The sequence below is a fragment of the Blautia sp. 2227st1_G12_2227SCRN_220401 genome, from assembly GCF_039062885.1.
In the GTDB taxonomy this organism is placed as follows: domain Bacteria; phylum Bacillota; class Clostridia; order Lachnospirales; family Lachnospiraceae; genus Blautia_A; species Blautia_A fusiformis.
On the sequence record NZ_JBCLNI010000029.1, the window covers coordinates 13,803 to 27,121 of the forward strand.

Consider the following 13,319-nt stretch of genomic DNA (forward strand, 5'->3'; position numbering starts at 1 on the left):
GTGCGTTTAGCTCAGCTGGATAGAGCGTTTGGCTACGGACCAAAAGGTCGGGGGTTCGAATCCTCTAACGCACGTATAAAGCCTCTGGAATTGTTCCGGAGGCTTTTGTTTTGTGTTTCGGAAACAGGCGAAAAATTGTATTGACACTGGTAGTGGGCCAGAGTAGAATAAAAAAACAGAAAAGAAAAATTTTTGTAAAGCTGTTTGTCTGATACAAGCAGCTTTTTTCACAGGAAAAAGTAAACAACAATGAAAGTACAAAACATCTGAAATAGAGGTGAACCTATCAGGAGGAAAAAACAATGCCAGGATATCTGATCAAAGATACAACAAAAGAGGAACGTAAACAGATCGTGGAGGAATCTCTTGGAAATATTTCCGCGAACTGTGATGGCTGTATGGCGAGGCTTGCGGATATGTATCAGGATTATATTGACGGAAAGAAAGAGATCCGTGAGATCAATATGGAGTTCAATGCCAGGTATGTCCATGGAGATATGGATAAAGAGGAAAAACGAAGCTGCCCGATGTAGCGAACGGAGATTAACAGAAGCATGGATCAAAATGAAGTAAAATATGATAAGCTGCTGAAGATCAAAACCACCGGTCGTGATGATTCCAGATCGGATCAGTACTGTTATCCATACGAGCCAACGCCGTACGGGGTACTGGAACGGCTGGCGTATTGTGGATATCTGGGGAAAAAGAATCATCTGATCGACTATGGATGTGGAAAAGGCAGAGTGGATTTTTTTCTGGCGTGGCAGGTCAGATGCCGGACTACAGGCGTGGAGTACGATGAACGTATGACAAAAGCCGCAGAAGAAAACAGGCAGCGGGCTGTTTCCGGGACAAAAACATCATTTATACTGGAGAATGCAGCTCTTTTTCAGGTACCGGAATCCGCAGACAGATTTTATTTTTTTAATCCGTTTTCTGTGGAAATACTGAGAAGCATCATCGGCCGCATCCGGGAATCCTGGTATAAAAAAACAAGAGAAATGCTACTCTTTTTCTATTATCCATCTGACGAATATATTTCATATCTGATGACCGTAGAGGAACTGGAATTCCTGGACGAGATCGACTGCCAGGATCTTTTTGAAGGGAAAAATCAGAGAGAGAGGATATTGGTATTTCAGATGGGAGAGGAGTAAAAACAACATGATAAAACTGATCGCAACAGACGTAGACGGAACTCTTGTAAAAGACGGGACCATGACTATCAATCCGGAATATATGACAGTGATCCGGAAGCTGACTGAGCTGGGAATTACCTTTGTGGTGTGTTCCGGGCGGCAGTATGACAGTGAGAGGAAGCTGTTTGAGCCGGTGAAGGATCTGGTGTATTTTGTGTCAGATGGCGGTACGGTGATCCGGAAGAATGATAAGATCCTGAAGGTACATACACTTCCGGATGAGGTTTGGAAACGCATGCATCATATGGTGAAAGAAAAAATGCTGGAATGTGACTGTTTTATTGCCACACCGGAGTGCTGCTATGCGGAGAATGAGAATGGAAGGATGTTCCGGTGGCTGCGGGATTCCTATGGCTATGATATGAGAAAAGTGGATGATCTTTCTTCTCTTCAGGGAAAACAGGTGCTGAAATTCTCTGTTTATCACCCGGAACGGTGCGAGGAGCTTTGTGCACCGTATTTTACACCGGCATGGAGGGATAAGGTAACACTGGCGGCTGCCGGAAAAGAATGGATGGACAGTACACCGCCGGAGGGCGAAAAAAGTACAGCTGTCGAATTTATCCAGAAACAGTTAGGAATTTCTTCGGAGGAAACCTGTACATTCGGAGATAACCTCAACGATATTGCCATGCTCCAGAAAGCGGGAATGAGCTATGCAGTAGCCAATGCCAGAGCGGAAGTGCAGACAGCAGCCAGGGAAGTATGTCCGTCATACAGTGAAGATGGAGTCCTACAGATCCTGAAAGGGATTGTTTCTGAAAGCGGAAAATAATAAAGATACATAAAATATGTGCTTTCGGTAAAGAAAAGTCACCGGCCAGGGGTTGACTTTTAAAAACAATTCTGTTAAATTGAAAAAAATTGAAAATTTTAATTCCATGAGGGAGTAGTTCGCACGTAAGTGTGATTTGTCAACAGACCCGGTTTTTTCTGAAAAACCTGGCAAATCTTAAAGAATGAGACTCATGTATGCTTTGTTATATTTTATTGCAGCAGGGCATACATGGGTCTTTTTTATGTAACAAAAGAATGCCGGAAAGAATTTTTTTCAGCAGGGCGGGCGACAATGAATCTCCAGGTTGTGGGAAATAAAAACAGAAAGTGAGAAGAAAAATGGAAAATCTGGTAAACAGTTCACCGCTGATCCTTGTGTTAGTTTTTCTTGTGATCGGCTTTGTGTTCCTGATGAAGGGTGCGGATTTCTTTGTAGAAGGAAGCTCCAGTATCGCAAAAAGGCTGAAGGTGCCGCCGATCATCATCGGCCTTACTATTGTGGCAATGGGAACATCACTGCCGGAAACTGCAGTCAGCGTTACAGCGTCACTGGTCAATAACAATGAGCTTGCGGTCAGCAATGTGGTAGGTTCCAATATTTTTAACCTGATGGTGGTTGTTGGAGTCTGTTCCATCCTGACACCGATCCTGGTACAGAAGGAAACCATCCGGAGGGATATTCCGTTTTCCATGATCTGTGCGCTCCTTCTTCTGGGGCTGGGGATCCTGGCAGCAGGAGATACGATCGGAATGAGACTTGGTCATCTGGATGGAATGATCCTGCTGGGATTTTTTGCAGGCTATATTGTGGTAATGATCCAAAGTGCCATGAAGGCCAGGGCAGCAGGAAAAAATGTGGACATGGAAGGAATGGAAGAGCTGGAAGAAGAAATCGGCATCCTTTCCTGGCCGAAGAGCATCCTCTTTATTGTGGGAGGCGCACTTGCCATTGCCTTTGGCGGAGATCTTACGGTGGATGCTGCCAGCCGCATTGCCATTGATCTTGGAATGAGCCAGACACTGGTGGGACTGACCATTGTTTCCATCGGAACTTCCCTTCCGGAGCTGGTGACTTCCGTGGTTGCAGCCAGAAAGAACGAAGTGGATATGGCTGTGGGAAATGCGGTAGGCTCCAATATTTTTAATATCCTGATGGTTCTCGGAGTTGCATCTGCCATCAATCCGGTGGCATTGATCCGGGAAAATATTATTGATATTGTCATACTTATCGTGTTCTCGCTGATCGTGTGGATCTATGCGGCCACAAAGCAGAGGATCAGCCGGAAAGAGGGAATTTCCATGGTGTGTATGTACCTGATCTATGCAGGGTATATTATCTGGAGATAGCTGCTGTGGGCATGCAGTTGGTCTGACGTGGACAATAGTATCGTATAGAGTTTATACCAATGCAATTTATAAGAAAAGCTCCAACTGCATCAATATCGGGATACAGTTGGAGCTTTTCTGCAATTATGCTCATTTGCACTCAGAAGAGAAAGCCTTTTTTGAAGATTCTTCTGAAGCGTTCTTCTGATGCGGGGTCATATCATCACTGTCCGTCATCAGATATTTCCGGACGGCAAAAAGAATGGCGATACCGATGATCCCGATCAGTGTCTGTACAGGATCGAGATGTTCCACGACCATCTGCCTTGCTGTTGCAAAAAGCAGGACTTCGACAACAGTCTGGGCGGAATGGCGGCAGAGCATTTTTACAAACTCCACACCGACTACAAGGGACAGTGCCTGTGACAGGAAACTGGTAAAAAAGCTGGTGTCCATATCCATGACGGAGGTACCGGCAGTTGTAAGGATCAGACGCAGTCCGGACAGTGCGATCACGATAATGATCACGATGGATAACGCGATTTCTGTGTAACGGGCTGTGTTGTATATCAGTTCGTTAAAATGCTTGCGGATATTGTGGTTAACGGCGGTTCTGTCTTTCATGGGAAGTTATCCTTTCTTTTTTGCAGAAGCGGGATGATCGATAAAGCGGGTTGCAAAATAGCCGAATACGCAGGTGATGACCACCATACATGGCAAAAACAGCCAGAAGCGCTGCTGGCTCATGGTGTTGAACCATGGCGCATTGGCCTGCAGGATCATAATGATGGGCATATGCCACAGATAGATCCCGTACTGGTTCCGGGCTACGAAGTACAGCGGACGCAGAAACCTGAAATCCATTTCCGGCAGGAGGGAGAATCCCACAAGCAGTATACTGAGCAGGATCGCCAGGATGGAATGTGCCGGATAACCGGAGGAAGCGGTGCCATAAAGCCCGTGACTGTGATAATAAAAGATCCATACCAGGATCAGTGCGGTGCTTGCAATAGAAACCGGAAGTCCAAGCTTCAGCCGGTAATCCTGCATACGATCTCCGGTCTGCTTCCAGAAAGCGGCAGCAGCCATTCCCAGCACGAAATTATCCAGCGCAGAGAATACCTGACGCTCGTATACAAAATATACAGAGTTATCCGAAATCCCGGAATTGTGGAGATAGCGGACAACTGCGAACCGGCAGATAACAGTGAAAACAATGGATACAATGGCAGATACAAGCCAGTTTTTCCGGACAGCTTTATAAAGGAACGGGGCGATCAGATAAAACTGAAAGATCACGCCCATCGTCCACAGCGCACCATTGATGGAACCATGAGTCACCGGGGAAAAGTTCTCCGTAAAAGTATAATACGCCAGGATATGCCGAAGTCCCTCATTGCTGAACATCTGCGTGGACATAAAGATCAGAAGGACCGTGATACATACATAATACTGGGGCATAATGCGGATGCAGCGCTTTTTCATAAAAGCCCGCCAGCCGGGGAGACAGCCTCGCGCCTCCGAAGAAGAAAGGGAAAGATAGATCCCATATCCGCTTAACAGGAAAAACAGTGTAACTCCTACTTCACCTCCAAGAGTCAGAAGTGTGTGGATGGCTGTATGCGACTGCCATGGCTGCCCGGACAGAACGTAGCAGTGATACAGCATAATGTAGAGGATCGCCCCCGCACGGAGCAGATCGATATTTTTGATACGCTTCATAAATAAATCCTTTCCTGAAAAAAATAAGTCTGCCCCATGACTGAAACGGGCAGACAGAGATAGGTTTAGTATAGCATGAACGTGGGAGATTGGAAAGCTGTCGGAGGGAACCGTAACGAAAAATTTACTATTGCAGAATGATGTCATTGCACTGATTGACGACGCCGGAGAGACTGTAGTAGAATACAAGTATAACAGCTGGGGAAAAATCCTGAGCATCACCGGCAGCAAAGCCGGCACCATTGGAAAATCAACCCGTTCCGTTACAGAGGCTACTACTACGATGAAGAAACCGGAATGTACTATCTGAAGAACCGGTATTATGACCCGGAGATCCGGAGATTTATCAGTGCGGATAACTTTAAAAGTGAAAAAGCCTCTATGGAGACATTACATAATCGAAATTTATTTGCCTACTGTGACGATAATCCACTGGTACGTGCAGATCAGGATGGAAATGCATGGATGGTTGCAGCAGCAAGTTTTGTCGCTGGAATGGGACTTTCAGTTGGATGTCAGATGATTTTTGAGGGGAAAAATCTGTCAGAGATAAACTGGATCACTGCTGCTTCCGCAGGACTTGGAACCGCTATGGGATTTTTGGGAATTGGTGGTTCGACAACAGGTGCAGTTGTAAGTGGTGTTACTTCGTTTGCAAGTGATTATTATGAAAATAGAGATTTTACAAGTGCGGTTATAAATGGTGCGGTAAGTGCGGGAATATCATTAATTTGGAGTGCTGTAGATAATATAGGACCAAAGCAAAATCAAAAAGGATATTTGAAATATATGAGAAAAGATTACCATGACGCAAATCGAAGAATTTCAAATATGAACCTTTCATTCGCAGAGGCATTACCGCTACGAAGGGCAGTTAATGAAGAAAAAAATGAAAAAATGAGGCAATTAACAGGAAAGCAAATAAATTCTTATTCTAGAGATTATTGGAGTAATAGGAAGGTTAATTCTAATATTGCAATATGAAAGTATGGGAGAGTTATTGGCGGGGGATGTGAGTATACTCCAGGAAAAGGAACGCGGTATATGAAGTGTTATAAGTATTTAGGAAAGTTATATTGGGTTTATGTATAAGTTTTGTATGTAAAAATATATGGGAAATGTATTGGTGAGAATGGGATTCTCACCAATACAATTTGTATGTGTTTGACGACTAGGGGGGATCATAATAAACCGAAAAAGAAAAAATAATATACCTGAAAAAATTTTGTTATTTTGTATTTTATTTTTGTCATATCGTTGGATTTTTGAAGATGATAGATTCACATTTGCAGTAGCCGGTTTGGGATATATGGCATTGACTGGATGGGTATTCAGATTTGGCGGAAGAGTGGATCAGGATATTTCTTCGGAAAGTGTAGATGAAAATCCTCTATATGTTTATGGGATGATGAGAAAAAATCGAAAATGGCTTTCCGGAATCAGAGGGTGTTTTCTGTTTCAAATGTTGCTTTTGACAGATGTTTTTTTAGCAGCAGTATATTCCTGTTGGAAATGTTGGACGAATAGCAGTGGGAATGATGCGATTGAAAAAGCGTTATTATCACTGTATATTTTAATGACAGCGGGTTATGTTGAATTTTTGAGGCATAGTGCTAGGATTCATGCAAGAAGCTACATGTATATAGAGAATAAAAAAGGAATCTGGATGCCATTCAGTTTTATTTGTTGCAAATATGAGAGGTTAATAGATATCAAAACAACTTTTCCAGAAGAGGTCGAAGAACGAAACGTTGTATTTGAAAAAGGGCTTTTACATAACCAGTACCAAAAAAAGTCAGAATATGAACTGGACGAAAAAGGAAAAGTAAGTTTTTTCAAGAAAAATAGAAATAATCAGGTGAATATCTGGGCGCTTATAGATATTACAGATATGGATAGAAATGATGTTTTGTTGTTAAATGATAAATTTGCAGAGTTCTGGATCAATGAGATGACCAGAGAAGAAAAAAAGAAAGATATTCGTTTTACATTTGTAATCCAGGTAGATGAAATAAATGATTACCTGCAGGAAACTTTTTATGAAAGCGGGGGAATCTTTATGGATAAGCACAGAAGCCGGCTGCCTGTATTATATGTACGCAAACACGATATCCTGAAAGTAAAATGGGCTGATGATAATTCAAAATATATAAGTATCAATAAGGAAATGAGAAAAGAGTTAAAGAAAATATATGATGATTCGGAGATAGAATCCATTAATAGCTGAAGAAAGGAATCATATGGCGAATCTGATATTGAGCATTTTCGAAAGAGTTATAACAATATTAATGTTTATTGCATTGGCAGTTGCTCTCGTATGCAAGAAAAAATCTAAAAAGGTACCGCTTTTTATCATCAGACCAATTTTTCTGGTTGGTTTGTTATTTATCATGTTTCAGGCAGTATTTGTGCAGCGAAATTTTAGCTCGCTGGATAAAGCGATTCGGGCATATGATATTAATGCGAAGCCAATAGCAACCTTGCAGGATGAGAAATCTACATATGTTATCATGGATGAAGATGGATCTATTGAAGGAAGAATTTTTCCAAAAAATGGAAAGAAATGGAAATTGCCGGATTCAGCATTTTTCAGAAAAAGTATGAGTTATCCTTCAGAAGATGCCAATATTGATATGAGATCAATAGAAATACATGGAGCATGGTATATTGTAATACTCCCACATTATCTTATGGGGGAGAATTCTATAGATGAGGTTCACGATTCGGCTGGAACAGAATTTTTAAAAACGGAATATGAGAATATAACGGTATATTATGGATATCTGAAAACGAAACCAGACGATTACTGGATTTCTGTAGATGGAGATAAAGTAGAAATCAATCTGTGAAGCGTCAAGATTGTAGGAAAAAGAGGACATAAAAATGAATATTTCACTATCTAACTGGTGGTCGTGGGGAATCTTATTGCTGTTGCTCATGATAGTGGCAGTTGTGGATTCCAGGAAAAGAATCCCACGAAAAATATCCATATTTATACTGGTTCCGCTTTTGTCTGTGGTCATCATATTTATGATGTCCGAAAATAACAAAGAGGCTGAACAAAGTTTCCATACACTTGAGGAAGCAGTAACAGCCTATGATGATCGGTCAGATGTCGTGGCGACATTACGAGGAAAAACTTCAGCATTGGTTATTATGGATGATGGAGATGTGATGGACTCACAGATTTTTGAAAAAACAGAAAGCGGCTGGAAACTTCCGGAAGATTCAGAGTTTCAGGACACAAAGCGTTTTACAGGATACAGGATTATAGTCGACGTATCTACCGTAGCAGTTGATGGGGAATGGTATGTTGTGGTGTCACCATATCCGGGAATAAAATCTCCCATAACGAATGTATACGATTCGGAAGGAACAGAATTTTCCGAAGCAAAAGGAAGCGAAAACGTTTACTATGGATATCTGAAAAAATACCCAGAGGACTACTGGGTTTCTGCAAATGGACAGAAGATGGTTCCAATCGGGTTTTTGAAGGATTGGGTCAGAACTGGATGGAAAATAATAAGTAGTCATTAAAATAATAGATATCATAAAACAAAAGATTATTGGATTTCTATAAATGGGGAGAAGATATCGCTTGAGTGAAAAAACAAAACGTTTTTTTCTAATAACATTACTTCTGACACCAGCTTGCTACCAGATCATGCCGGAGATCAGAATGGCATTAGTATTGGCGGCAATGGGAGAAGCTGTATTATCGGCAGATAGAATTTGGGCAAGAAATGAAAGTTTTCCTTTTGCAAATTTATATGATGACAGGAATCCTCTGTATGTACGAAAAATGTTGAAAAATAGGAAATGGTTTTCCGGAATAAATGGATATTTTGTAGTACAGATTTTGCTTTTGAGTTATGTTCTTGTGATGACAGCAGGGTTCATTTCTGATCATATAATACATAGAAGATATCAGGAAATCAGACTGGAATTTTTCTGGATTTACTGGGGAATAATAATGAGTCTTGGTGTAGTGGAGGCATATTATATCCATATTTATAAGAAAAGTTTCTGCTATCCGAGAAATAAAAAAGGTATCTGGATGCCATTCAGCTTTATCGGATATGAAATGCAGGGACTGGCAGGAAGGATACTGCCTGATCCAACAGAAGAAACGGAGAAAAATCAGCCTCTGGTGTTTGAAGAATGTCTTTTTAAAAGTGGATATGCTAAAAAAGCAAATTATATATTAAAAGAGAATGACCAAATCTGTTTTTATCAGAAAAGAAAAAATCAACAGGTAAACTTATGGGCGATCATTGATATAGCAGATATGGAAAAAATGCATATCCAGCTTCTGAATGATGCATTTGAGATTTTCTGGTGTAATGAGCTGACCAGAGAAGAAAAAAAGAAAGATGTACGTTTTACCTTTGTGATCCAGACTGAGAGAATCAATGATGCTATAAGCAGGATTTTTTATGATGGATCAGGAACACGAATGTATAAACATCGAAGTCGTATGGCTGTTTTGTATGAGAAAAAACATGACATCATAAAAATAAAATGTACGGACCGTAAGTCCAGATATAAAAATATTTACAGAGAAATGAGAGAAGAACTGAAGCGGGTGATCGGAAGACGGGATGTAGATCTGTAGACGGTATGCAAAGGGGATGTGAAAAAATATGCTGATCAAAGTGATAGAACCAGTTGTATATCTGGTAATTATTGTTAATTTAGTGATTGCTATTTCTTATAAAAGAAAATCAAAAAAGACACCAGTTAAGGTTGTTGCACCAATTGTTATATTAGAAAAGAAAGAGGCAATTATACAGAAAAATGATCGACATGTTGAGCAAATCAAGTTATTTGTGTGTATATGCCCTGGTATTTGTAGGATTACTGAAATCTTTTTATTTCTATTTGGCGCCGGTCGGTGTAATGGAAATTTTGGCGGTTCTGGTAAGCCTGATGATCTCAAATATTCTATTTATTCCTACGGTTATTATACCGTCAAGATGGAAAACCCCTTATAATGTGGCGGATAGTTATAACTGTCAGAATCCATTTTATGTACACGGTATGTTAAATGACAAAAAGGAATCGAAATATGCTCTTCCTATCAGGAAAAACGGAAAGTTAAAAAGTTTTTTGTTTTTGCGAAAAATAATGATTCTGTGGCTGGGAGTGTATTTTACATATCTGGGGATGCAGTATTTAAATCCAGATATAAATAGTACAGTGATAGAAATCCTTCTGAATATCTCGCTGGCTTTTATGATTATGGCAAGATCATGCATGTGGATATTTTATGTGAAATTTTATAAAAAGAATTATAAATATCCAACAGATAAAGAAGGAAATTGGGCGCCATTCAGTTTTCTGTGCCAGAATATCAATATGTATTATGAAAATCCGGTGTGTTACAGGGATTTACAGATACATTCTGATGTAATGGAAAAAGATTTTGGAATTTATCAATATATAAATACGTATAAAGCTCCTCGAAATGGAAAAACTTTTTTCTACAGATATGACAAAACAGATGAGATACATATTCTGGCATATGTAAAAACAGATTTGTTTCAGGAAGCAGATATCGGAAAATTAAATAAAGCTTTTGTAGAATTTTGGAAGCAATATATCAAAACAGAAGAGGAAAAAAAGGAAATATATTTTTCCTTTGTGATGGAAGTAGAAGATGATAATCGTATTCTGAAGAGCATTGTACGGAATAATTCAGGGATAATGATGTATAAAAGACGATACCGTCTTGGAGCGGTATATAACCGTTATTATAATCGCCTGGAAATCCTTCCGTTATATAGATATTCGAGATATAAAAAACAATATGAGAAAATGAAAAAAGATCTGTTGGATTGTCTGGGCATATCGGATGTTGTACAGGCCTGATGACTAGGGGGGATCATAATAAACCGAAAAAGAAAAAATAATATACCTGAAAAAATTTTATTATTTTGTATTTTATTCTTGTCATATCGTTGGATTTTTGAAGATGATAGATTCACATTTGGAGTAGCCTTTTGGGGATATTTGGCATTGACTGGATGGGTATTCAGATGTGGCGAAACACCGGATCAGGATATTTCTTCGGAAAGTGTAGATGAAAATCCTCTATATGTTTATGGGATGATGAGAAAAAATCGAAAATGGCTTTCCGGAATCAGAGGGTGTTTTCTGTTTCAAATGTTGCTTTTGACAGATGTTTTTTTTGCAGCAGTATATTCCTGTTGGAAATGTTGGACGAATAGCAGTGGGAATGATGCGATTGAAAAAGCGTTATTACCACTGTATATTTTAATGACAGCGGGGTATGTTCAATTTTTGAAGCATAGTGCTAGGATTCATGCAAGAAGCTACAGGTATATAGAGAATAAAAAAGAAATCTGGATGCCATTCAGTTTTATTTGTTACAAATATGAGAAGTTAATAGATATCAAAATAACTTTTCCAGAAGAGGTCGAAGAACGAAACGTTGTATTTGAAAAAGGGCTTTTACATAACCAGTACCAAAAAAAGTCAGAATATGAACTGGACGAAAAAGGAAAAGTAAGTTTTTTCAAGAAAAATAGAAATAATCAGGTGAATATCTGGGCGCTTATAGATATTACAGATATGGATAGAAATGATGTTTTGTTGTTAAATGATAAATTTGCAGAGTTCTGGATCAATGAGATGAGCAGAGAAGAAAAAAAGAAGGATATTCGTTTTACATTTGTAATCCAGGTAGATGAAATGAATGATTATCTGCAGGAAATTTTTTATGAAAGCCAGGGAATCTTTATGGATAAGCACAGAAGCCGGCTGCCTGTATTATATATACGCAAACACGATATCCTGAAAGTAAAATGGGCTGATAATGATTCAAAATATATAAGTATCAATAAGGAAATGAGAAAAGAGTTAAAGAAAATATATGATGATTCGGAGATAGAATCCATTAATAGCTGAAGAAAGGAATCATATGGCGAATCTGATATCCTTAGAAGTCCATTACCTTTAGGTGATGGGTAGTTCACTCGGTCACAACCGAGTCAGCCATGACCGAATAAAAAATATGTACATATCTACTTCTCAAACCTGCAAAGTGCCTTCTGTTGTGCTCCATAAATGGAGTGATTTCCGTTGATCAGATAAGCGAGGATGCATACCAGGATGAGGGGAAGGGTATTTCGGGTGCCGAAAACTTCCAGGCCGATGAGGATCGGGGCGATGAGGGTGTTGGTGGCGCTGCCGAATACTGCGGCGTAGCCAAGTGCCCCACAGATCATCGGAGGGATCCCGAGGATGGAACCTAAGACGACTCCAAGGGAAGCGCCGATGGAGAACAGTGGTGTCACTTCGCCGCCCTGAAAACCGATGGCAAGTGTAAATACAGTAAACAGAAGCTTCAGAATCCAGTCATATCCGTAGATCGTTTCTCCGGCAAAGGAAGCGGAGATGAGATTGGTTCCAAGACCTGTGTAGCGTCCGCCGTGGATCACAAACAGCAGAGCTGCCAGTGGAATGGCCATGACACCGATGCGGATCAGCGGATTTGAGATTTTTTCCCCGAATAATTTCTTTGCTTTCTGAAGAAGTACGGAAAAGCATCGTCCGGCAAGACCAAAGGCAAGTCCGAGAGCAATGAGAGAGATCATGCTTCGGAGATTGGTCACAGTCCAGGTGTCTTGGATATCCACAGCAAATTTTTCCAGTTCCAGGAAATGAGAGGTGAAGGAGGCTGTATATGCGGCGATAAGTGCCGGCAGCAGCGCATCGTACTCAAGATATCCGGCAACGATCACCTCCATGGCAAAAAATACAGCGGCTAATGGCGTCTGGAACAGACCGCCAAAACCGGCAGCCATACCGGTGATCAGCATGACGGGCTTGCGTTCCCGGATATGCAGCCTGCGTCCGGCCTCGTGGGAGAGTGTAGCACCGATCTGCACGGCAACACCTTCACGGCCGGCACTTCCTCCGAAGAGATGAGTGATCCAGGTGCCGATCATTACCAGAGGGACAAGAACCAGAGGAATCTGGTCTCTTTTTTTCTGCCCGGTTTCGAAGATCAGGGACATGCCATTTAAGCTTAAGGTGCTGAAATGATGATACATCCACACAATAAGAAGTCCGGACAGAGGCAGGAAAGGCAGCAGATATTGCCAGTATGCGGTGCGAAGATCAGAGATCGCCAGCAGGCCCCGGCCGAAGATAGTATCTACGATCCCGACGCAGATTCCCACGACCACTGCAAGGACAGCGTATTTCAGCTGCAGGATCCGATGTTCTTTTTGGATAGTTTCTTTTGTCATAGTAACTCCTTTCAATCTC

Annotated in this window: 15 protein-coding genes and 1 tRNA gene; 13 read left to right on the forward strand and 3 right to left on the reverse strand. The window is 40.8% G+C overall.

Translation table 11 applies throughout. The features are described 5' to 3' along the window. The 5 genes from ABCM67_RS13255 to ABCM67_RS13275 all read left to right on the forward strand — a co-directional run bounded on the left by ABCM67_RS13255 (position 1) and on the right by ABCM67_RS13275 (position 3,323). A tRNA-Arg gene (locus ABCM67_RS13255) sits at positions 1-74 on the forward strand. Positions 75-302: 228 nt separating this feature from the next. Then, on the forward strand, positions 303-533 hold the full coding sequence (locus tag ABCM67_RS13260; protein WP_015527478.1) for a hypothetical protein: 231 nt from the start codon (positions 303-305) through the stop codon (positions 531-533). Positions 534-554: 21 nt separating this feature from the next. Then, positions 555-1,157, forward strand: coding sequence for a class I SAM-dependent methyltransferase (locus ABCM67_RS13265; protein ID WP_147602814.1), 603 nt, complete (start codon positions 555-557; stop codon positions 1,155-1,157). A 7-nt stretch (positions 1,158-1,164) separates the two neighbouring features. After that, complete coding sequence (locus ABCM67_RS13270) at positions 1,165-1,974, forward strand: Cof-type HAD-IIB family hydrolase (RefSeq protein ID WP_342992908.1); 810 nt, start codon at positions 1,165-1,167, stop codon at positions 1,972-1,974. 341 nt (positions 1,975-2,315) lie between these two features. Continuing rightward, entirely contained in the window at positions 2,316-3,323 is a 1,008-nt protein-coding gene (locus ABCM67_RS13275; protein WP_022427049.1) for a calcium/sodium antiporter, read from the forward strand. 129 nt (positions 3,324-3,452) lie between these two features. Here the strand turns inward: ABCM67_RS13275 and ABCM67_RS13280 are convergent, their stop codons facing one another. Both ABCM67_RS13280 and ABCM67_RS13285 read right to left on the reverse strand, forming a co-directional pair. Beyond that, positions 3,453-3,926: a transporter gene (locus tag ABCM67_RS13280; protein ID WP_147602815.1), complete on the reverse strand. Its 474-nt coding sequence runs from the start codon at positions 3,924-3,926 to the stop codon at positions 3,453-3,455. A gap of 6 nt (positions 3,927-3,932) precedes the next feature. Continuing rightward, the gene (locus tag ABCM67_RS13285) at positions 3,933-5,024 is read right to left on the reverse strand and encodes an acyltransferase (protein WP_118608651.1); all 1,092 of its coding nucleotides are present in this window, start codon (positions 5,022-5,024) and stop codon (positions 3,933-3,935) included. Between the two features lie 130 nt (positions 5,025-5,154). On the opposite strand from ABCM67_RS13285, the gene ABCM67_RS13290 reads away from it, so the two are divergent. From ABCM67_RS13290 to ABCM67_RS13325, 8 genes are all read left to right on the forward strand, one after another. Next, complete coding sequence (locus ABCM67_RS13290; protein ID WP_243148673.1) at positions 5,155-5,334, forward strand: hypothetical protein; 180 nt, start codon at positions 5,155-5,157, stop codon at positions 5,332-5,334. Next, complete coding sequence (locus ABCM67_RS13295; RefSeq protein ID WP_342992909.1) at positions 5,322-6,008, forward strand: RHS repeat-associated core domain-containing protein; 687 nt, start codon at positions 5,322-5,324, stop codon at positions 6,006-6,008. Before ABCM67_RS13290 ends, ABCM67_RS13295 begins: the two co-directional genes overlap by 13 nt. 316 nt (positions 6,009-6,324) lie before the next feature. Further along, a complete protein-coding gene (locus tag ABCM67_RS13300; RefSeq protein WP_342992910.1) occupies positions 6,325-7,251 on the forward strand; it encodes a hypothetical protein in 927 nt (308 codons plus the stop codon). Between the two features lie 13 nt (positions 7,252-7,264). Further along, positions 7,265-7,873 carry a hypothetical protein gene (locus ABCM67_RS13305; RefSeq protein ID WP_342992911.1) on the forward strand — a complete coding sequence of 203 codons (609 nt, stop codon included), beginning with the start codon at positions 7,265-7,267 and terminating at the stop codon, positions 7,871-7,873. 34 nt (positions 7,874-7,907) lie between these two features. Then, positions 7,908-8,561: a hypothetical protein gene (locus ABCM67_RS13310; RefSeq protein ID WP_342992912.1), complete on the forward strand. Its 654-nt coding sequence runs from the start codon at positions 7,908-7,910 to the stop codon at positions 8,559-8,561. A gap of 142 nt (positions 8,562-8,703) precedes the next feature. Further along, entirely contained in the window at positions 8,704-9,639 is a 936-nt protein-coding gene (locus ABCM67_RS13315) for a hypothetical protein (protein WP_342992913.1), read from the forward strand. Positions 9,640-9,667: 28 nt separating this feature from the next. Next, the gene (locus ABCM67_RS13320) at positions 9,668-10,018 is read left to right on the forward strand and encodes a hypothetical protein (protein WP_342992914.1); all 351 of its coding nucleotides are present in this window, start codon (positions 9,668-9,670) and stop codon (positions 10,016-10,018) included. Between the two features lie 1,024 nt (positions 10,019-11,042). Beyond that, on the forward strand, positions 11,043-11,954 hold the full coding sequence (locus ABCM67_RS13325) for a hypothetical protein (RefSeq protein ID WP_173740724.1): 912 nt from the start codon (positions 11,043-11,045) through the stop codon (positions 11,952-11,954). A gap of 116 nt (positions 11,955-12,070) precedes the next feature. On the opposite strand, the gene ABCM67_RS13330 is transcribed toward ABCM67_RS13325, so the two are convergent. Continuing rightward, positions 12,071-13,300 carry a chloride channel protein gene (locus ABCM67_RS13330; RefSeq protein ID WP_227945587.1) on the reverse strand — a complete coding sequence of 410 codons (1,230 nt, stop codon included), beginning with the start codon at positions 13,298-13,300 and terminating at the stop codon, positions 12,071-12,073. Between the last annotated feature and the right edge of the window lie 19 nt (positions 13,301-13,319).